Annotated in this window: 15 protein-coding genes; 14 read left to right on the top strand and 1 reads right to left on the bottom strand. The window is 68.9% G+C overall.

The window, feature by feature from the left end; genetic code table 11:
* The first annotated feature begins 88 nt into the window (after positions 1-88).
* From ACOQOP_RS14805 to ACOQOP_RS14775, 7 genes are all read left to right on the top strand, one after another.
* Entirely contained in the window at positions 89-2017 is a 1929-nt protein-coding gene (locus ACOQOP_RS14805) for an AMP-binding protein (protein ID WP_420562575.1), read from the top strand.
* 53 nt (positions 2018-2070) lie between these two features.
* On the top strand, positions 2071-2862 hold the full coding sequence (locus tag ACOQOP_RS14800) for an ABC transporter ATP-binding protein (RefSeq protein WP_420566535.1): 792 nt from the start codon (positions 2071-2073) through the stop codon (positions 2860-2862).
* Positions 2863-2879: 17 nt separating this feature from the next.
* Entirely contained in the window at positions 2880-3776 is an 897-nt protein-coding gene (locus tag ACOQOP_RS14795) for a branched-chain amino acid ABC transporter permease (RefSeq protein WP_420562574.1), read from the top strand.
* A 4-nt stretch (positions 3777-3780) separates the two neighbouring features.
* Complete coding sequence (locus ACOQOP_RS14790; RefSeq protein WP_420562573.1) at positions 3781-4857, top strand: branched-chain amino acid ABC transporter permease; 1077 nt, start codon at positions 3781-3783, stop codon at positions 4855-4857.
* 123 nt (positions 4858-4980) lie between these two features.
* Positions 4981-6294 carry an ABC transporter substrate-binding protein gene (locus ACOQOP_RS14785; protein WP_420562572.1) on the top strand — a complete coding sequence of 438 codons (1314 nt, stop codon included), beginning with the start codon at positions 4981-4983 and terminating at the stop codon, positions 6292-6294.
* Between the two features lie 95 nt (positions 6295-6389).
* The gene (locus ACOQOP_RS14780; protein ID WP_420562571.1) at positions 6390-7223 is read left to right on the top strand and encodes an ABC transporter ATP-binding protein; all 834 of its coding nucleotides are present in this window, start codon (positions 6390-6392) and stop codon (positions 7221-7223) included.
* A gap of 44 nt (positions 7224-7267) precedes the next feature.
* A complete protein-coding gene (locus tag ACOQOP_RS14775) occupies positions 7268-8503 on the top strand; it encodes a phenylacetate--CoA ligase family protein (protein WP_420562570.1) in 1236 nt (411 codons plus the stop codon).
* A gap of 367 nt (positions 8504-8870) precedes the next feature.
* Here ACOQOP_RS14775 and ubiG read toward each other — a convergent pair whose 3' ends face one another.
* Positions 8871-9674 carry a bifunctional 2-polyprenyl-6-hydroxyphenol methylase/3-demethylubiquinol 3-O-methyltransferase UbiG gene (ubiG, locus tag ACOQOP_RS14770; RefSeq protein ID WP_420562569.1) on the bottom strand — a complete coding sequence of 268 codons (804 nt, stop codon included), beginning with the start codon at positions 9672-9674 and terminating at the stop codon, positions 8871-8873.
* Between the two features lie 164 nt (positions 9675-9838).
* Between ubiG and ACOQOP_RS14765 the strand changes: the two genes are divergently transcribed.
* From ACOQOP_RS14765 to prmC, 7 genes are all read left to right on the top strand, one after another.
* Entirely contained in the window at positions 9839-11068 is a 1230-nt protein-coding gene (locus ACOQOP_RS14765; RefSeq protein WP_420562568.1) for an aspartate kinase, read from the top strand.
* Positions 11069-11127: 59 nt separating this feature from the next.
* Positions 11128-13338 carry a phosphoenolpyruvate--protein phosphotransferase gene (ptsP, locus tag ACOQOP_RS14760; RefSeq protein ID WP_420562567.1) on the top strand — a complete coding sequence of 737 codons (2211 nt, stop codon included), beginning with the start codon at positions 11128-11130 and terminating at the stop codon, positions 13336-13338.
* A 369-nt stretch (positions 13339-13707) separates the two neighbouring features.
* Positions 13708-15057 (top strand): RodZ domain-containing protein, encoded by a 1350-nt coding sequence (locus tag ACOQOP_RS14755; protein WP_420562566.1) that lies wholly within the window; start codon positions 13708-13710, stop codon positions 15055-15057.
* Positions 15058-15186: 129 nt separating this feature from the next.
* Entirely contained in the window at positions 15187-16317 is a 1131-nt protein-coding gene (gene ispG / locus ACOQOP_RS14750; RefSeq protein WP_420562565.1) for a flavodoxin-dependent (E)-4-hydroxy-3-methylbut-2-enyl-diphosphate synthase, read from the top strand.
* 124 nt (positions 16318-16441) lie between these two features.
* Positions 16442-17698, top strand: coding sequence for a glutamyl-tRNA reductase (gene hemA / locus ACOQOP_RS14745; protein WP_420562564.1), 1257 nt, complete (start codon positions 16442-16444; stop codon positions 17696-17698).
* Positions 17695-18765 (top strand): peptide chain release factor 1, encoded by a 1071-nt coding sequence (gene prfA / locus ACOQOP_RS14740; protein ID WP_420562563.1) that lies wholly within the window; start codon positions 17695-17697, stop codon positions 18763-18765. Before hemA ends, prfA begins: the two co-directional genes overlap by 4 nt.
* 10 nt (positions 18766-18775) lie before the next feature.
* On the top strand, positions 18776-19639 hold the full coding sequence (gene prmC / locus ACOQOP_RS14735) for a peptide chain release factor N(5)-glutamine methyltransferase (RefSeq protein ID WP_420562562.1): 864 nt from the start codon (positions 18776-18778) through the stop codon (positions 19637-19639).
* Positions 19640-19659: the final 20 nt, after the last annotated feature.

Here is a 19659-nt window from a genome sequence, read left to right as displayed (position 1 = left end):
CGTCCGCTTGCGGCTGCCGATGAGGGAGTCGTGCAGGCGGAGTGACAGGCCGATAGTCCCTGCGCGCGACGTGGAGGACGAAGGGCTGATGGCATACCCCGATCCGGCGGTCTACGACACGCTTCCCAAGCTGCTGCAGTACAATGTCGACCACCACGGGTCCGACATTGCCGTGCGCGAGAAGGATCTGGGCATCTGGCACGAGTCCACCTGGGCGGAGTACGGCGCCAAGGTGAAGCACATCGCGCTGGCGATCCGGGACCTGGGCGTCACCCGCGGCGACGTGGTGGCGATGATCGGCGACAACGACAGCGACTGGACGGCGTTCGAGATCGCCGCCCATGCGGCCGGTGCCATGACCATGGGCATCTACCGCGACGCGCTGGAGGAGGAGGTCGGCTACCTGGCCGAGTATGCCGAGGTGGCGCTGGTCTATGCCGAGGACCAGGAGCAGGTCGACAAGGCCCTGGCGCTGGGCGACCGGCTGCCGACCCTGAAGCACATCGTCTATGCAGACGACCGCGGCATGCGCAAACGCTCCGACCCCCGTCTCATCCATCTCAACACCCTGATCGCCGCCGGGGCCGCGGCCGACCAAAAGGCGCCGGGAGCCTTCGACGCCATGGTCGCCGCGACCAAGGCGGAGGACGTGGCGATCCTGTGCACCACGTCGGGCACCACCTCCAACCCGAAGCTGGCGATGCTGCCCCACGGCCGTTTCGTGCGGCACATCCACACCTATCTCGCCGCCGATCCCAAGGGCCCGCACGACGAATACGTCTCGGTGCTGCCGCTGCCCTGGATCATGGAGCAGGTCTATGTCTTTGGCTTCGGCCTGGTCTCGCGGATGAAGGTGAACTTCCCGGAGAGCGAGGAGACCAGCTTCGCCGACCTGCGGGAGATCGGCCCGACCTTCCTGCTGCTGGCCCCCCGGGTGCTGGAGCAGATCGCCGCCGACATGCGGGCCCGCATGATGGACGCCTCCTCCCTGAACCAGTGGCTGTTCGACAAGGGACTGAAGATCGCCGTCGACGCGGTCGAGCACGGCCGGCGCTCCACCCTGGCCGACATGATGGTCATGGGCGCCCTGCGCGACCGGCTCGGCTTCGCCAACGTGACCTCGGCGGCGACCGGCGGGGCGGCGATGGGGCCGGAGACGTTCAAGCTGTTCCTCGCCATGGGCATCCCGCTGAAGCAGCTCTACGGCCAGACCGAGACGCTCGGCGCCTATACCCTGCAGGACGGCAAGGAGCTCGACGTCGACACCGTGGGCATCCCCTTCGAGGGCTGCGAGGTGAAGATCGAGAACCCGGATCCCGAGGGTGTGGGCGAGATCGTCACGCGGCACCCGAACATGTTCACCGGCTACTACAAGAACTCCGAAGCCACCGCCGCCGACCTGCGCGACGGCTGGATGCATACCGGCGACGCCGGCTATTTCGACGCCAAGGGCCGGCTCACGGTGATCGACCGGGTCAAGGACATGGCCGAGACCTCCACCGGGGTGAAGTTCTCGCCGCAATACATCGAGAACAAGCTGAAGTTCTCCCCCTATGTGGGCGAGGCGGTGATCCTGGGGTCGGGCCATCCGTACCTGACCGCGATCATCTGCGTGCGGTTCTCCACCGTGTCCAAATGGGCCGAGAAGAACCGGGTCGGCTTCACCTCCTATACCGGCCTGTCGGCCGACGAGCGGGTCTACGAGCTGATCCGGGGCGAGGTGGAGCACGTCAATGCCGGCCTGCCGGAGCATCAGCGGATCCGCCGCTTCCTGCTGCTCTACAAGGAACTGGATGCCGATGACGGCGAGCTGACCCGCACCCGCAAGGTCCGCCGCGGCGTGGTCTACGAGCGCTACGGCCAGCTCATCGACGCGCTCTACGGCGATGCCGCCACCGCGCGGCTCGACACCGAGGTGCGGTTCGAGGACGGCCGGCGCTCCCGCGTCCAGGCCGACATGACGATCATGCCGGTCGAGGGCGGTCCGTCGTCCGGCACTCTCAGAAAGGCGGGCTGACCGTGGCTGCAGTACAAGGGTTCGAGCCGGAGACGGTCTCCCAGGAGGCGGAGATGCTGGACCGGGAGGTCGGCGAGGTCGTCCTGAAGCTGGAGAACATCGAGCTGGGCTTCGGCGGCGTGAAGGCCATCAACAACGTCAGCTTCGAGGTCCGCAAGGGCGAGATCCGGGCGATCATCGGTCCGAACGGTGCGGGCAAGTCGTCGATGCTCAACTGCATCAACGGCTTCTACAAGCCGCAGAAGGGCACGATCACCTTCAACGGCAAGACCATGTCGGCCATGGACCCGCATTTCGCGGCGTCCAACGGCATCGCCCGTACCTTCCAGAACATCGCCCTGTTCCGCGGCATGTCGACCCTGGACAACCTGATGACCGGGCGTGTGCTGAAGATGAACCGCGGGTTCTTCTGGCAGGCCCTGCGCTGGGGTCCGGCCCAGCGCGAGGAGATCGAGCACCGCGCCTTCGTGGAGACCGTCATCGACTTCCTGGAGATCCAGTCGATCCGCCGCACGCCGGTCGGCCGGCTGCCCTATGGGCTGCAGAAGCGGGTCGAGCTCGGCCGGGCCCTGGCGATGGAGCCGAAGATCCTGCTGCTGGACGAGCCGATGGCCGGCATGAACGTGGAGGAGAAGCAGGACATGTCCCGCTTCATCCTCGACGTGAACGAGGAGTTCGGCACCACCATCGTGCTGATCGAGCACGACATGGGCGTCGTCATGGACATCTCCGACCGGGTCGTCGTTCTCGACTACGGGCGCAAGATCGCCGACGGCACGCCGGATGAGGTGCGAAGCAACCAGAACGTGATCGACGCCTATCTCGGCGTCCCCCACGAAGACTGACGGGCGGAGATGGCGTAATGGAGTTCTGGTTCTTCATCGAGGTCGTGCTGAACGGAATGTTCGCCGGCACGATGTATTCGCTGATCGCCCTCGGCTTCGTGCTGATCTTCAAGGCGTCGGGCGTGTTCAACTTCGCCCAGGGATTCATGGTGCTGTTCGCGGCCCTGTGCTTCGTCGGCTTCATGGAGATGGGCGTGCCGATGATGCTGGCCCTGCTGCTGGCCGGCGCCATCATGGTCGCCTGGGCCTTCGCGGTTGAGCGCCTGGTGCTCCGCCACCTGGTCAACCAGGAGCCGATCATCCTGTTCATGGCCACGATCGGCATCGCCTTCTTCCTGGAAGGGTTCGGCGAGCTGCTGTGGGGCACGGACGTGCATCCGCTCAATGTGGGCATTCCCGACGGCGCGTGGTTCGTCGGGCCGGACGGCGCGATCATGGTGCAGCAGTTCGACGTCTCCGCCGCGATCATCGCCGGCGGCCTGGTCGCGGTGCTGGCCGTGTTCTTCACCTATACGCGGATCGGCCGGGCGCTGCGCGCGGTGGCCGACGACCACCAGGCGGCCCTCTCTGTGGGCATCCCGCTGAACCAGATCTGGATCATCGTCTGGGCGGTGGCCGGCCTGGTGGCTCTGGTCGCCGGCATCATCTGGGGCTCGCGCCTGGGCGTGCAGTTCTCGCTGTCGATCCTGGCGCTCAAGGCCCTGCCGGTGCTGATCCTCGGCGGCTTCACCTCGGTGCCCGGCGCCATCGTCGGCGGGCTGATCATCGGCGTCGGCGAGAAGGTCGCCGAGATCTATCTCGGCCCCTACATCGGCGGCGGCATCGAGGAGTGGTTCGCCTACGTCGTCGCCATGCTGTTCCTGCTGTACCGGCCCCAGGGCCTGTTCGGCGACAAGATCATCGAAAGGGTCTGACACGATGTTCTACCGCGAAGCCGGCATCTACAAGACGAGCTACGCGGCCGACCAGGCCCTGTTCCGCATCCCGCTCGACCGCATCTTCGTGATCTCCGTGGTGGCCTTCGCCGCCCTGGTGATCCCGGTCATCGGCAACGAGTACTGGCTCGGCTCCATTCTGATCCCGACCCTGATCATGGCGATCGCCACGATCGGGCTGAACATCCTGCTGGGCTATTGCGGCCAGCTCAGCCTTGGCACCGGCGCCTTCATGGCCGCCGGCGCCTTCCTCGGCTACAAGATCGCCACGGCCTTCCCGTGGATGCCGATCTGGGCGGTGGTGATCCTCGGCGGCATCGCCGCGGCGATGATCGGCGTCGCCTTCGGCCTGCCGAGCCTGCGCATCAAGGGCTTCTACCTGGCGGTCACCACGCTGGCGGCGCAGTTCTTCCTGCTCTGGCTGTTCCAGAAAGTGCCGTGGTTCGTGAACTACTCGATCGCCGGCGTGCCGACCGCGCCGCCGCGCGAGATGTTCGGCTACCTGGTCACCGGGGCGGAGGCCTCGGTCGAGGCGCGCTACCTGTTCATCCTCGGCTTCACCGTGATCCTGGCGCTGATCGCCGCCAACCTGGTGCGCGGCCGCATTGGCCGGACCTGGATGGCGATCCGCGATATGGACATCGCCGCCGAGCTGATCGGCATCAAGCCGCTGCCGACCAAGCTCTCGGCCTTCGCGGTCAGCTCGTTCTACTGCGGGGTTGCCGGGGTGCTGTGGTCGTTCTGCTACATCAACACCGTCGAGGCGACCGCCTTCGACATCTTCCGGTCGTTCTCCGTGCTGTTCATGGTGATCATCGGCGGGCTCGGCAGCATCCTGGGATGCTTCCTGGGCGCCTTCTTCATTTTCCTGCTGCCGATCTTCCTGAACAGCGCCCCCGGATGGGTCGGCCTGGAAGTGCCCACCGAACTGATCAGCCACCTCGAGTTCATGGTGTTCGGTGCGCTCATCGTCTTCTTTCTGATCGTCGAGCCGCATGGCCTGGCCCGGCTCTGGTCGATCACGAAGGAGAAACTGCGCCTGTGGCCGTTCCCGTACTAGGCCAACTGGTAGGGAAAACGCGCGGGCGTGTCGTTTCGGCGGCGGCGAAGGGCGGGAGACACCGCACCGGCCGCGGCCAACAGAAGCAAAGCACCGCTTTGCAAACAGGGAGGACATAGGAAGATGAACTTCCGTTCAGTTACCATGACCATGGCAGCCGCCGCGGTCGGCCTTCTCGGGCTGGCCGGCGCCGCGCAGGCCGAGGGCCAGTTCATCCCGAACCTGGTCTACAAGACCGGCCCCTACGCGCCCAGCGGTACGCCCACCGCCCACGGCTTCGCCGACTACCTGGCGATGGTCAACCACCGCGACGGCGGCATCAACGGCGTGCAGATCATCTACGAAGAGTGCGAGACCGGGTACAAGACCGACCGCGGCGTGGAGTGCTACGACCGCGTGAAGAACCAGTATGGCGGTGCCACCGTCATCAACCCGTGGTCCACCGGCATCACCTACGCCCTGATCGAGAAGGCGACGGCGGACAAGATTCCGCTGCTGTCCATGGGCTACGGCCGGACCTCGGCGGCCGACGGCCGGGTCTTCCCCTACGTCTTCAACTTCCCCTCGACCTACTGGAACCAGATGACGGCGGTGATCAAGTACATCGCCGAGCAGGAGGGCGGGTACGACAAGCTGAAGGGCCAGAATCTCGGCTTCATCTATCTCGACCATCCCTATGGCAAGGAGCCGATCCCGACCCTGGACATCCTGGCCGAGAAGTACGGCTTCACCTACGACAAGTACCCGGTGCCGCCGGCGGCGATGACCGAGCAGAAGTCGATCTGGCTGCAGGTCCGCCGGGCCCGTCCGGCCTATATGATCATGTGGGGCTGGGGTGCCATGAACTCGACCGCCATCAACGAGGCGGCGAACGTGAAGTATCCGATGGAGAAGTTCATCGGCAACTGGTGGGCGGCGGCCGAGCCGGACGTCATCCCGGCCGGTGACGGCGCCATCGGCTACAAGGGCGCGACGTTCAACGGCGTCGGCACCGACTTCAAGGTCTACGAGGACATCAACGCCCTCTACGACGCGGGCAAGGGGTCCTGGAACCGCGACGAGATCGGCGGCGTGCTGTACTCCCGCGGCATGGCGGCCGCGGCCTATGTGGTCGAGGCGATCCGCACCGCCCAGGCGCAGTACGGCAATCGGGTGATCACCGGCGAGGAGATGCGCTGGGGCATGGAGAACCTGAACGTCACCGCCGAGCGGATCGAGGAGCTCGGCATGACCGGCCTGATGCCGCCGGTGACCATCACCTGCGACAACCACGAGGGTCAGGATCCGGCGATCAAGATCCAGCAGTGGAACGGCAAGGAATGGGAGATCAAGACCGACTGGATCAAGGCCGATACCGCCCTGACCCGGCCGCTGATCGACCAGGACGCCGAGCAGTACGCCAAGGAGAACAACATCACGCCGCGCAGCTGCTCGTAAGCAGCGACCGGCCCGCAACCGGGGGGACGCCGGCCAGACCGGCGTCCCCCGACACGCCTCCCGCTCCCTGACGGCGCAACCCAGGACGAGAACCGATGAGCGCAGTTTCCGAAGCCCCCGGCGCGGCCCAGCCGCTGCTCAAGGTCAACAACATCGAGGTCATCTACGACCACGTGATCCTGGTGCTGCGCGGCATCTCGCTGGAGGTGCCGAAGGGCGGCATCGTCGCCATCCTGGGCGCCAACGGCGCCGGAAAGACCACGACCCTGAAGGCGATCTCCAACCTGCTCGGCACCGAGCGCGGCGAGGTCACCAAGGGCAGCATCGAGTTCGACGGCGTCGCCGTGCAGGCCTCCAGCCCGAACGACCTGGTGAAGCGCGGCTGCATCCAGGTGATGGAGGGCCGCCACTGCTTCGAGCACCTGACGGTGGAGGAGAACCTGCTGACCGGGGCCTTCACCCGGGGCAACGACCGCCAGGGCATCCAGCGCGACCTGGAGATGGTCTACAACTACTTCCCGCGCCTGCGCGAGCGGCGCAGCAGCCAGGCCGGCTACACGTCGGGCGGCGAGCAGCAGATGGTCGCCATCGGCCGCGCCCTGATGAGCCGGCCGAAGATGATCCTGCTGGACGAACCCTCCATGGGCCTCGCCCCGCAGCTCGTGGAACAGATCTTCGAGATCGTGAAGCAGATCAACGAGCAGGAGGGGGTGACCATCCTGCTGGCCGAGCAGAACACCAACATCGCCCTGCGCTACGCCAAGTTCGGCTATATCCTGGAGAGCGGCCGCGTCGTCATGGAGGGCGAGGCGGAGCAGCTTCGGAACAACGAGGACGTCAAGGAATTCTACCTCGGCCTCGGCGGCGAGGGCCGCAAGAGCTTCCGCGACGTCAAGCACTACCGCCGCCGCAAGCGCTGGATCGGCTGAGCCGGTCCCAAGCCGTCGCCATTCTCTCATTCGTCGGAGGACCCATGGCCGACCATTACGACGCGCTGGAGACCCGCAGCGCCGACGAACGGGCCGCGTCGCTGGCCCAATGCCTGCCGGCGCAGATCGCCCATGCCAAGACCAACACCGCCTATTTCGCCCGGTCGCTCGCGGATGTGGACGCCAACGCGGTGCGCAGCCGCGCCGACCTGGCCAAGCTGCCGGTGCTGCGCAAATCCGATCTGATGGAGCTGCAGGCGAAGGCGCCGCCCTTCGGCGGGCTGAACGCCACGCCGCTGTCGGACCTGGCCCGGGTGCTGATCTCGCCGGGGCCGATCTTCGAGCCGGAGGGGCATTCGGCCGACTATTACCGCTTCGCCCGCGCCCTGTTCGCCGCCGGGTTCCGGCGCGGCGACCTGGTGATCAACACCTTCGCCTATCACCTCACCCCGGGCGGCTGGATCGGCCAGTCGGCGGCCGAGGCGCTGGGCTGCCCGGTGATCCCGGCCGGGGTCGGCAATACCGAGCAGCAACTCGACGCCATCGCCGCCCTGAAGCCGGTCGCCTATGTCGGCACCCCGTCCTTTCTGAAGACCCTGCTGGAGAAGGGGGCCGAGGCCGGCAAGGACGTGTCCTCCCTGTCCAAGTCACTCGTCTCCGGCGGCGCCCTGCCGCCGAGCCTGCGGGCGGAGATCGAGGGGCTGGGGGTGAGCTGCATGCAGGCCTATGCGACGGCCGATCTCGGGCTGATCGCCTATGAGAGCCCGGCGCGCGAGGGGATGATCGCCGACGAGGGCGCGATCATCGAGATCGTGCGTCCCGGCACCGGCGATCCGGTGCCCGACGGCGAGGTCGGCGAGGTGGTGGTGACGGTGCTGAACCCGGACTATCCGCTGGTCCGGTTCGCCACCGGGGACCTGTCGGCGGTGCTGGAGGGGCAGAGCCCGTGCGGGCGCACCAACCTGCGGATCAAGGGCTGGATGGGCCGGGCCGACCAGACCACCAAGGTGAAGGGCATGTTCGTCCATCCCTCCCAGGTCGCCGCCATCGCCGCCCGGCACAAGGAGATCGTCCGCGCCCGGCTGACCGTCACGGGCGAGAAGGGCGTGGATGCGATGGCCCTGTCGGTGGAGGTCGCCGGCGGCGGCGAGGCCCTGCGCGTGGCTGTCGCCGAGAGCCTGCAGGCGGTGACCAAGATGCGCGGCGGCGTTCAGCTTGTGGCGCCGGGGACCCTGCCGAACGACGGCAAGGTGATCGACGACCAGCGGAGTTACGAGTAGCGCCGCCCTTCGACACGCCCCGGCACAAGGCCGGGGCTGCTTAGGGTGAGGTCTTTCTAAATTCTCCCTCCCCTTCGCCCCCAACCGTCATCCTGACGCACGTCAGGATCTGCGGCGCACTGACGCCGGCAGCTTGATCCTGACGTGCGTCAGGATGACGGGGATGGGTTTGATCGGACCTCGCCCTGAGCGGGAGCGGAGCGACGTGTCGACGGGCCGGCCACCCCAACCCCATGCCCGTCATCCCGGGCGGCTCCGGGCCCGATCCGGAGACGGCCCGGGACCCAGACACCTCCGCAGGGAGCACGGTCCCGGCCCAGCCCCGGATCGGGTCCGGGGCTGTCCGGGATGACGGGAAGGGGAAAGGCTAACCCTTCCGCGCCACCAGGGCGTAGTTCACCCGCGCGTCGGCCGACAGGGAGAACGTCCCGTCGACCGGGTCGAACACCAGGCCGAGCGCCGGATCCACCTCGAACCCAGCCGCCTCCAGCAGCCCGGTCAGTTCCGCCGGGGTGGGGAACTGGGTCCAGTCGTGGGTGCCGCGCGGGACCCAGCGCAGGATGTACTCCGCCGCCACGATCGCCTGGGCGCGGGAGCGGGCGGTGCGGTTGATCGTCGTCAGCACCAGCACCCCGCCCGGCTTCAGCAGCGACGCCAGCGCCGTCACGAAGGCCGGCTTGTCGGCCACATGCTCGACCACCTCGCTCGCCACCACCGCGTCGAAGCGCAGCCCGTCCGCCGCCAGGTCCTCGGCCGCACCGGCGCGGTAGTCGATCTGCAGTCCCATCTCGCCCGCATGGGCGATGGCGGCCGCGATCCCGGCGGCGTCGGCATCCACACCGGTCACCTCGGCGCCGAGTCGGGTCATCGGCTCCGACAGCAGCCCGCCGCCGCAGCCGATATCCAGCACGCTCAGCCCGGCCAGTACCTGCCGGCCCCTGGCCTTCTTCGCCAGCGGGGCGAGGGCGTCGCGGATCACTTGCATGCGCACCGGCACGAAGCGGTGCAGCGGGCCGTGCGGTCCGTCCGGGTCCCACCAGCGCTCGGCGAGCAGCGCGAAACGGTCGATATCGGCCCGGTCGACGGTGCCGCGCGCCGGGGCGTCCAGGGGGGAGCCCGGCGCCCGTTCGGCCCGCGCGTCCGCCGCCCGGCGCAACAGAGACCTCAACATGATAGACTCCTCACATCATTAAGCGGTCCTGCCGCTTGCTCCTTGGGAGTCCCCATACTATGGATAGCGCCGCCCTTGTCCGGCAAGGCTTTGCGACCGAAAGGCGCATCGGGCAGGGCACCCTGAACAAACAGGGCATCCAGAAGACTCGGAGCGGACAGACGATGGCGCGCATCGTGATGAAGTTCGGCGGGACCTCCGTCGGCAATACGGACCGGATCAAGAACGTGGCGCGCCGCGTCAAAGCCGAGGTCGATGCCGGCAACGAGGTCGCCGTGGTGGTCTCCGCCATGTCCGGCACGACCAACCAGCTCGTCGCCTGGACCAACGAGATCGCGCGCCTGCACGACGCCCGGGAATACGACGTCGTCGTGGCCTCCGGCGAGCAGGTGACCGTCGGGCTGCTGGCGCTGGCGCTGCAGGATCTCGGCGTGAACGCCCGGTCCTGGCTCGGCTGGCAGATCCCGTTCCGCACCGACGGCATCCACGGCAAGGCCCGCATCGGCGAGATCGACACCACGGTGATGCGCGAGCGCTTCGCCCAGGGGCAGGTGGCCGTCGTCGCCGGCTTCCAGGGCATCGGCCCGGACAACCGCATCACTACGCTCGGCCGGGGCGGGTCGGACACGTCGGCGGTGGCGCTGGCCGCCGCGTTGGACGCCGACCGGTGCGACATCTATACGGACGTGGATGGGGTCTACACGACCGATCCGCGTATCACCGCCAAGGCGCGCAAGATCGACCGCATCACCTATGAGGAGATGCTGGAACTGGCCTCCCAGGGGGCCAAGGTCCTCCAGACCCGGTCGGTCGCCATGGCCATGCAGCACGGCGTGCGCGTGCAGGTCCTCTCCAGCTTCGAGGACAAGCCCGGCACGATGGTCGTCGACGAGGGAGAAATCGTGGAGCAGCAAGTCGTCACCGGTATCGCCTACAGCCCCGATGAAGCGAAGGTCACGCTGGTCGGCGTGCCGGACCGTCCGGGCGTGGCGGGCGCCATCTTCGGGTCGCTGGCCGACAGCGCGGTCAATGTCGACATGATCGTCCAGAACGTCAGCCAGGACGGCAAGTCCACCGACCTGACCTTCACCGTCGGATCGACCGATCTCGACCGGGCCCATCAGGTGCTCGACGGGCTCAAGGGCGAGCTCGGGTATTCCGAGATCGTCTCCGACGCGGGGGTCTGCAAGATCTCGGTCGTCGGCGTCGGCATGCGCAGCCAGCCGGGCGTGGCCAAAACCATGTTCCAGACGCTGGCCGCCAAGGGCATCAACATCCAGGTCATCTCCACCTCGGAGATCAAGGTCAGTGTGCTGATCGCCTCCGACTACACCGAGCTGGCCGTGCGCGCGCTGCATACCGCCTACGGCCTCGACGCCGACGGTGACGGCTAAGTGTCATGAACGCACCCACCGGAGCCCGTGAAACCGGACCGGGGGGTGGTCCCCGCGAGATGTTGCGCCGTCTGCGCGACGTCATGGCGGGGGTCGGCACGCCGCAGCAGCGCCTCGACAGCACCGTCCAGGTGATCGCCCACGAGCTGGGGGCCGAGGTCTGCTCGATCTACGTCCAGCGCCCGGGCCGGGTGCTGGAACTCTGCGCCACCCAGGGTCTGAACCCGCAGGCGGTCCACCGGCTGTTCTTCCAGCCGGGCGAGGGGCTGGTCGGCCACATCGCCGAGACCCGCCTGCCGCTGACCCTGGCGGAGGCCCAGAAGCATCCGAAATTCGCCTACCGACCGGAGACCGGGGAGGAGGCGTTCCAGTCCTTCGCCGGCGTGCCGATCCGCCGCTCCGACCGGGTGCTCGGCGTGCTGGTGGTGCAGCACGTCTCCATGCGCGAGCTGGATGAGGAGGAGGTGGAGTCGCTGGAAACCCTGGCCATGGTCCTGGCCGAGGTGCTGACGACCATGAGCCTGCCCGGCGGCGACCCGAACCGGGATCGCGGGCCGCTGGTGATCCACGGCATCCGCATCCATGACGGGGTGGCGATCGGCAATGCAAGGCTGCACCAGCCCCGAGTGGTGATCGGCGGCGTGGTCGCCGAGGATCCCGCGGTCGAGCACGAACTGCTGCAGACCGCGCTCGCCGACATGCACGAATCCCTGGACCGGGTGATGGAGTCGGAAGCCCTGTCGGCGGCCGGCGAGCACCGCGACGTGCTGGAGACCTACCGGCTGATCGCCCGCGACACCGGCTGGATCGGCCGCATCCGCGACGCCATCGACAGCGGCCTGACGGCGGCAGCGGCCGTACAGAAGGTGCGCGATGACACCCGCTCGCGCATGGCGGCGGTGAAGGACGAGTACCTCCGCGAGCGGCTGGCCGATTTCGAGGACGTGGCCCTGCGCCTGCTGCGCCGGCTGGCGGCGGGCGAGGCGACGCCCGAGCCGGCGGCACCGGACGAGCCGTTCATCCTCGTCGCCCGCTCCATGGGGCCGGCGGAGCTGCTGGACTATGCCGGGGCCCAGCTCAAGGGGCTGGTGCTGGAGGAGGCCTCGGCCACCGCCCATGTGGGCATCGTCGCCCGCGCCCTCGACATCCCGGTGGTCGGCCGGCTGGCCCATCTAATCGAGGAGGTCGATCCGGGCGACCCGCTGATCGTCGACGGCGATCATGGCCAGGTGCTGGTCCGGCCCGGCGACGACGCACGCGCCCAGTTCCGCGAGAGCCTGACCGCGCGCGAGGCCACCCGCGCCCGCTACGCCGCCCTGCGCGACACCCCGGCGGTCAGCCGCGACGGCGTGCGCCTGTCGCTGCAGATGAATGCCGGGCTGCTGGTCGACGTCACCCAACTGGAGGCGGTCGGGGCCGAGGGGATTGGCCTGTACCGCACCGAGATCCCGTTCCTGGTGCGGCGCGAATATCCCGACGTGGACGCCCAGACCGAGCTTTACCGCCGCATCCTGGACAGCGCCGGGGACCGGGCGGTGACCTTCCGCACCCTGGATGCCGGTGGCGACAAGCGGCTGCATTCCTTCGTCCACGAGGTCGAGGAGAACCCGGCGCTCGGCTGGCGGGCGTTGCGCATCGGCCTCGACCAGCCGGCGATCCTGCGCCAGCAGGTCCGCGCCATGATCCAGGCGGCCGGTGAGCGGCCGGTTCGCATCATGGTGCCGATGGTGGCCACGGTGGACGAGTTCCGCGCCGCGCGGGCCATCGTCGACCTGGAGATCGCCCGGGCCGCCGACCGGCCGGGCGCCATGCCCAGCGCCATTTCCGTGGGGGCCATGGTGGAGGTGCCGTCGGCCCTGCTGGCGATCGAGGAGCTGGCGCGGGAGGCGGATTTCCTCTCCGTGGGGAGCAACGACCTGCTGCAGTTCCTGTTCGCCGCCGACCGGGGCGGCGAGCGCACGGCGAATCGATACGACCCGCTTTCGGTGTTATTTCTCGATGCCATGCGACGTATCGTGGAGGCCGGCAAGGCGGCCGGGATCGACGTCTCCGTCTGCGGCGAGATGGCGGGACGACCGCTCGAGGCGCTCGCGCTCGCAGCACTCGGCTACCGCACCCTGTCGATGTCCGCGGTCTCGATCGGTCCGGTCAAGGAAGCCATACTTTCAGCCAATATCAATCAGTTATCCGACTTTATTTTGTATTCGATGAAAAAAAAGACAGGTTCTCTGCGAAATCACTTGAAGAGTTACCTCTCGGACCGTCGCTGAAAACGGCGAATTCCAGGCCCGCTTTTCCGCCACCTTTCTAAGACGTAAAGACGGCTCTCCTGAATAGGTAATTGAATTACATCAAACATTGAAGTATCGTCGCCGCGTAATGAGAGCGGTTCGCGCGGGGGCGGAGACGCGAGCCGACAGTTGCCATACCGCTACTTGGCCGAGGCGACCATGACGCTGAAGACGGCACGGACAAAGTTGCGGCTGACCGAGATCGAGTCGCTGACGCAAACCGGGCGGGCCCGGACCCGCGAGGCCGCGAACGAGGCTGGCTCCAGGATGGGGGACGGCCACCGTCCGATGTCCGGCCTCAGGGGTGGCCGGTCCTCGGGATGGTCGTCCGCCAAGGAGGGAGACGCGATGCCCTATCGAGACTCCGGGTCGGACCCGACCATCGGGCAGGAACTGCGGCAGGCGCGCGAAGCGGCCGGTCTCGAGATCGCCGATGTCGCCGCCCAGCTTCGTATCCGCGCCGAATTCCTGGCCGCCCTGGAAGAGGGCCGGCCGGACGTTCTGCCGGGCACCACATACGCCATAGGCTATGTACGAACCTATGCGGCCTTCCTCGGCCTCGATGTCGAGCGGGCGGTCAAACACTTCAAGCAGGAGGCCGCCGGCCTCCACCAGCGCACCCAGCTCGTGTTCCCGTCGCCTGCACCCGAAGGCCGTGTGCCGGGCGTCGGGCTGATGTTCGCGTCCGTGCTGCTCGCCGGCCTCGCCTATGGCGGCTGGTACTGGCTGTCGGAGCGCGGCATGTCGGTCTACGACATGGTGCCCGACGTGCCCGAGCGGCTCGCCACACTGATCGAGGGCCAGACCCCGCCGGCCGCCGTGTCGGCCCCGGCCCCTGGCGTGCCAGTCCCGTCCTCGGCCTCCTCTGAGCCGGCCGTCACGCCGCCGCCCCAGACGGCGACGGCGCAGAGCCCGACCGCGCCGGACACTGCGCCGGACACCGCCCCGATCGTTCCCGACAACACCTATACCGCCGCCAACCCCACCAGCGTGCCGGTCACCGCCCGCTCCACCAGCGGCGAGGCGCCGGCCACAGAAACCACCCCGGCCGAGACGCGCCAGACGGCAAGCGCCCCGGCCTCCGCCATTACCCGGCCGACCACGGACGCGCCGGCGGCGGAGTCCGCCCCGGTCGCACCGGTGACGGTCACCGAGGCGCCGGCACCGGCGACCGGTCCGGCACCCGCCGACACGGCGGAGGATACGCCGGCCGCCGATCCGGAGCCGCGCTCCACCGCCCTGGCCTCCGCCGCGCCGGAGCCGACCCAGGCGCTGGCCGCGACGCAGCCTCTCGCGACCGCCGACACCGCCGGCCAGACCGCCAGCCCCGTGCCCAGCGCACCGCGCCTGAGCGGTCTGATTGGCGCCTCCGAAGCGGCCGTGCCCGGCGCCGGTGCTGCCGACCGGACCCCGGCCGCGATCGAGCGGGTCGTCGTCCGCGCTACCGGCGAGAGCTGGGTGCAGGTCCGCGCCCAGGACGGGACCACCCTGTTCACCCGGGTCCTGCGCAACGGCGACGTCTACCGCGTGCCCGATCGTCCCGGCCTGACCCTGGCGACCGGCAATGCCGGCGCGCTGGAGATCGTGGTCGACGGAGCGCCCGCGCCCAGCCTCGGTACCTTCGGTGAGGTGGTGCGCAACATCGCCCTCGATCCGGCCCGTCTGGCGGCGGGCACGGCGATCGCCGGCCGCAACTGACCTCACGTCTGTGAGACATCGGGCGGCATTCGGTCGCCCGCTGGCGGGCCCGGCTTTCGTGGCGGCCGGTCATCGTCTATAACGGGCGCTCGAAGCAGACCCCCCACTGCACCGACAGCCGAGGCCACCATGAGTGTCCGACCGTACCGCGACATCCACCGGCGTCCTTCCCGCCGCGTCAATGTGGGATCTGTCCCGGTGGGCGACGGGGCGCCGATCACCGTCCAGACCATGACCAACACCCTGACGGCCGACGTCAAGGCGACGGTCGAGCAGATTCAGCGCTGCGAGGCCGCCGGCGCCGACATCGTCCGGGTGAGCTGCCCGGACGAGGAGTCGTCGAAGGCGCTGAAGCAGATCACCGCCCAGGTCAGCGTGCCGATCGTCGCCGACATCCACTTCCACTACAAACGGGCGATCGAGGCGGCCGAGAACGGCGCCGCCTGCCTGCGGATCAATCCAGGCAATATCGGCTCGGCCGCGCGGGTGCGCGAGGTGGTGCAGGCGGCCAAGGATTACGGCTGCTCGATGCGCATCGGTGTGAATGCCGGCAGCCTGGAGAAGCACCTGCTGGAGAAATACGGCGAGCCTTGTCCCGAGGCGATGGTCGAGAGCGCGCTGGATCACGCGAAGATCCTGGAGGACAACGACTTCCGGAACTTCAAGATCAGCGTGAAAGCGTCTGACGTGTTCCTCGCCACCGCCGCCTATCAGGGCCTGGCGGAGGCCTGCGACTACCCGCTGCATCTCGGCGTGACCGAGGCCGGCGCCCAGCGCATCGGCACGGTGAAGTCGTCCATCGGCCTCGGCATGTTGCTGTGGAGCGGCATCGGCGACACCATCCGCGTCTCGCTCTCCGCCCCGCCGGAGGAGGAGGTGAAGGTCGGCTTCGACATCCTGAAGTCCCTGAACCTGCGCCACCGCGGCGTCAACGTGATCTCCTGCCCGTCCTGCGCCCGCCAGCAGTTCGACGTGATCGAGAATGTCCGCATCCTGGAGGAGCGGCTGGCCCATATCACCACGCCGATGACCGTGTCGGTGATCGGCTGCGTGGTGAACGGCCCGGGCGAGGCGCGCGAGACCGATATCGGCATCACCGGCGGCGGCAACGGGACCCATATGGTCTATATCGCCGGTCAGCCGGACCACCGCCTGAAGAGCAAGGACGTGGTCGACCACATGGTCGAGCTGATCGAGAAGAAGGCGGCGGAGATCGAGGCCGAGCAGGCGGCAGCGGATTCCGGCGTCGCGGCGGAGTAGACTGGTCCGGAAACCGGGCGGCGCGCCCGGTCGCGGTAGGAGCCTGACCTTGGCACGACGTATTCTGGAGCGCGGACTCGACAGGACCGACGGGGCGCGGACCGACGCGCTTTAGGGCCGCGCCATGTCTGCCGCTCCACCGCCGCTCCAGGTGATCGGCGTCGATCACCGATCCTGCCCCGATGGGGTGCGCGAGAAGCTGTTCGTCGACGATGCCGAGATGCCGGCCATGCTCGACGCGCTGAAGGCGCGCGGTGCCCAGGAGGCCCTCGTGCTCTCCACCTGCAACCGGGTGGAGGTGATCGGCCGCTTCCAGGACCCGCAGCGCTCGCCCGAAACCGTCGCCGCCGAGCTCGGCCGGCCGGTCGATGTCGACGGCGCGGTGCTGCGTCCTCTGCTCTACGCCCATGCCAGCGACGAGGCGGTGCGCCACGTCTTCCGGGTCGCCTGCTCCCTGGACAGCCAGGTGGTGGGCGAGCCGCAGGTGCTGGGCCAGGTCCGCGCCGCCCACCGGCTGTGCCGCGACCTGGGCGGCACCGGCCCGGTGGTGGAGGACACCATGCGGGCCGCCTATGCGGTGGCCAAGCGGGTGCGCAGCGAGACGAAGATCGGCGAGGGGCCGGTCTCCCTCGCCGCCGCCGCCATCGCCCGGGTGCGCGACCTGTTCGGCGATCTCGACGGCCGCGCCGGCCTGCTGGCCGGCACCGGCGAGCTGGGGCTGCTGATCGCCGAGCACATGGCCGCGGCGGGCATGGAGGGGATGGAGGTGCTCGACCGCTTCCCCCGGCGCGCGGCCCTGGCGGCGCGCGAGCTGGAGGCGCATCACGGCGGGCTCGACCAGCTCGGCGCCGCGCTCGACCGGGCCGATGTGGTGGTGACCACCCTGGGCGAGGGCCAGTACCTGATCACCGCCGAGATGATCGAAGCCGCGCTGCGCCGCCGGCGGCGCCGGCCGTTCTTCCTGCTCGACCTGTCGGTGCCCGGCGATGTAGAGCCTGCGGTCCACCGGTTGGATGAGGCCTTCGTCTACGACGTGGGCGACCTGGAGGCCATCACCCGGGCCGGCATGGCCGACCGGGCCGGCGAGGCGGCACGGGCCGAGCGGATGGTGGAGGAGGCGGTGGCCGCCTTCACCCGCGACCGGTCCGGCCGGGACGCCGCCCCGGACATCGCCGCCCTGCGCGCCCATGTGGAGGCGATGGTGGCGGAGGTGGCGGGCGCCGATGCGGACCTCGCCCGGCGCATCGCCGCCCGTCTGGCGCATGCGCCGTCGGTGCTGCTGCGCGACCTGGCGGAACAGGGCCGGCTCGACCGGCAGACGAAGGATCTGGTGTTCCGGCTGTTCGACATGCCGGACCCGCAGGGAGGAGACGAGACGTGAGCCTTGAGGCGACCCTCGACCGGGTGGTCGATCGCGCGAAGGAGCTGGAGGCTTTGATGTCCAGCCCGGAGAAGCTGGACTCCAGCGCGTTCCAGAAGATGTCGCGCGAGCTGTCGGAACTGGCCCCCGTGGTGGCCAAGGTCGAGGAGCTGAAGCGCACCCGGGCCGAGCTGGCGGACGCCCAGGCGCTCGCCGATGGCGGCGATGCCGACCTGCGGGAACTCGCCGAGGCCGAGGTGGAGGAGATCGAATCCCGCCTGCCGGACCTGGAGCGCGAGGTTCAGATCCTGCTGCTGCCGAAGGACGAGGCGGACGAGAAGAACGTCATCCTGGAAGTGCGCGCCGGCACCGGCGGCGACGAGGCGGCCCTGTTCGCCGCCGACCTGTTCGCCATGTACCAGCGCTATGCCCAGAACCGCGGCTGGCGTTTCGAGGTCATGGAGGTCTCCGAGAACGAGCTGGGCGGCTACAAGGAAGCCGTCGCGTCCATTACCGGCCGCGGCGTCTATGCCCGCCTGAAGTTCGAGAGCGGCGTGCACCGGGTGCAGCGCGTGCCCGTGACCGAAAGCCAGGGCCGCATCCACACCTCCGCCGCCACCGTCGCCGTGCTGCCGGAGGCCGAGGAGGTGGACATCCACATCGAGGACAAGGACCTGCGGGTCGACGTCTACCGCTCCAGCGGCGCCGGCGGCCAGCACGTCAACACAACCGACAGCGCGGTGCGCATCACCCACATCCCCACCGGCGTCGTCGTCACCCAGCAGGACGAGAAGTCCCAGCACAAGAACCGGGCCAAGGCCATGCGCATCCTGCGCGCCCGGCTCTACGACCTGCAGCGCCAGGCCGCCGACGAGGCGCGGGCGGCGGACCGCAAGAGCCAGGTCGGTTCCGGCGACCGCTCGGAGCGCATCCGCACCTACAATTTCCCCCAGGGGCGGGTGACCGACCACCGCATCAACCTGACCCTCTACAAGCTCGACCGGGTGATCACCGGCGAGTCCCTGGACGAGGTGCTGGACGCGCTGATCGCCGAGGACGAGGCCGAGCGTCTGGCGACGCTGACCTGACGGCCGCCCGGTGACCGGTATCCGCGACGCGTTGAAGGCGGCGGCGACCGAGCTCGCCCGTGCCGGGATCGAGGGCGGGAGGCTCGACGCCCGGCTTTTGCTCGGCCATGTGCTGGGCCGTGCGGTCTGGCCGCATGAGGAGGCGCCGCTCGACGACGAGGCGCTGGCGCGGTTCCGCTCCCTGGTGGCCCGCCGGATCGCCCGCGAGCCGGTCAGCAAGATCATCGGCCGGCGCGCCTTCTGGACCCTGGATCTGGCGGTGACGGCCGACACGCTGGACCCGCGCCCGGACAGCGAGACCCTGATCGAGGCGGCCCTGGACGCCTTTGCCGGTCGCGCGCCACCGAGGCGCGTGCTCGATCTCGGGACAGGCACCGGCTGCCTGCTGCTCGCGGCATTGTCGGAATTTCCGGACGCTACCGGCCTCGGCATCGACCGCTCGCCGGCGGCGGCCGAGGTGGCTCGGCGCAACGCCGAGACGACGGGCCTCGCCGACCGGGCGGAGATCCGCTGCCAGGACTGGGACGGGCTGCCGGATGACGGCCGGTTCGACCTGATCCTCTCCAATCCGCCCTATATCGCCGAGGCCGACGTGCCGACCCTGGCCGAGGAGGTGCGCGACCACGACCCGATCGGGGCGCTGGCGGCCGGTGCCGACGGGCTGGACGCCTATCGCGCGCTGGCGCCCGTGCTGTCCCGCACCCTCGCGAAGGAGGGCGTGGCGATTCTCGAGCTGGGGATCGGCCAGGGCGACGCGGTTGCCGCGATCATGGCCGACGCGGGACTGGCCGAAACCGGTCGGAAGGCCGATCTCGCCGGCATCGACAGAACACTGGTTCTGAAATGGAATGACACCCGTTCGGTGGCCCCCTAGCAGTCGGAAAACGGCTTGGA

This window comes from Thalassobaculum sp., from assembly GCF_965223715.1.
Lineage (GTDB): Bacteria > Pseudomonadota > Alphaproteobacteria > Thalassobaculales > Thalassobaculaceae > Thalassobaculum.
This window is presented reverse-complemented; position numbering and strand designations above follow the sequence as displayed.

Coding starts and splice junctions, on each gene's coding strand:
- ACOQOP_RS14805 (WP_420562575.1), top strand. CDS start 89: ATGGCATACCCCGATCCGGCGGTCTACGACACGCTTCCCAAGCTGCTG.
- ACOQOP_RS14800 (WP_420566535.1), top strand. CDS start 2,071: ATGCTGGACCGGGAGGTCGGCGAGGTCGTCCTGAAGCTGGAGAACATC.
- ACOQOP_RS14795 (WP_420562574.1), top strand. CDS start 2,880: ATGGAGTTCTGGTTCTTCATCGAGGTCGTGCTGAACGGAATGTTCGCC.
- ACOQOP_RS14790 (WP_420562573.1), top strand. CDS start 3,781: ATGTTCTACCGCGAAGCCGGCATCTACAAGACGAGCTACGCGGCCGAC.
- ACOQOP_RS14785 (WP_420562572.1), top strand. CDS start 4,981: ATGAACTTCCGTTCAGTTACCATGACCATGGCAGCCGCCGCGGTCGGC.
- ACOQOP_RS14780 (WP_420562571.1), top strand. CDS start 6,390: ATGAGCGCAGTTTCCGAAGCCCCCGGCGCGGCCCAGCCGCTGCTCAAG.
- ACOQOP_RS14775 (WP_420562570.1), top strand. CDS start 7,268: ATGGCCGACCATTACGACGCGCTGGAGACCCGCAGCGCCGACGAACGG.
- ubiG (WP_420562569.1), bottom strand. CDS start 9,674: ATGTTGAGGTCTCTGTTGCGCCGGGCGGCGGACGCGCGGGCCGAACGG.
- ACOQOP_RS14765 (WP_420562568.1), top strand. CDS start 9,839: ATGGCGCGCATCGTGATGAAGTTCGGCGGGACCTCCGTCGGCAATACG.
- ptsP (WP_420562567.1), top strand. CDS start 11,128: ATGTTGCGCCGTCTGCGCGACGTCATGGCGGGGGTCGGCACGCCGCAG.
- ACOQOP_RS14755 (WP_420562566.1), top strand. CDS start 13,708: ATGCCCTATCGAGACTCCGGGTCGGACCCGACCATCGGGCAGGAACTG.
- ispG (WP_420562565.1), top strand. CDS start 15,187: ATGAGTGTCCGACCGTACCGCGACATCCACCGGCGTCCTTCCCGCCGC.
- hemA (WP_420562564.1), top strand. CDS start 16,442: ATGTCTGCCGCTCCACCGCCGCTCCAGGTGATCGGCGTCGATCACCGA.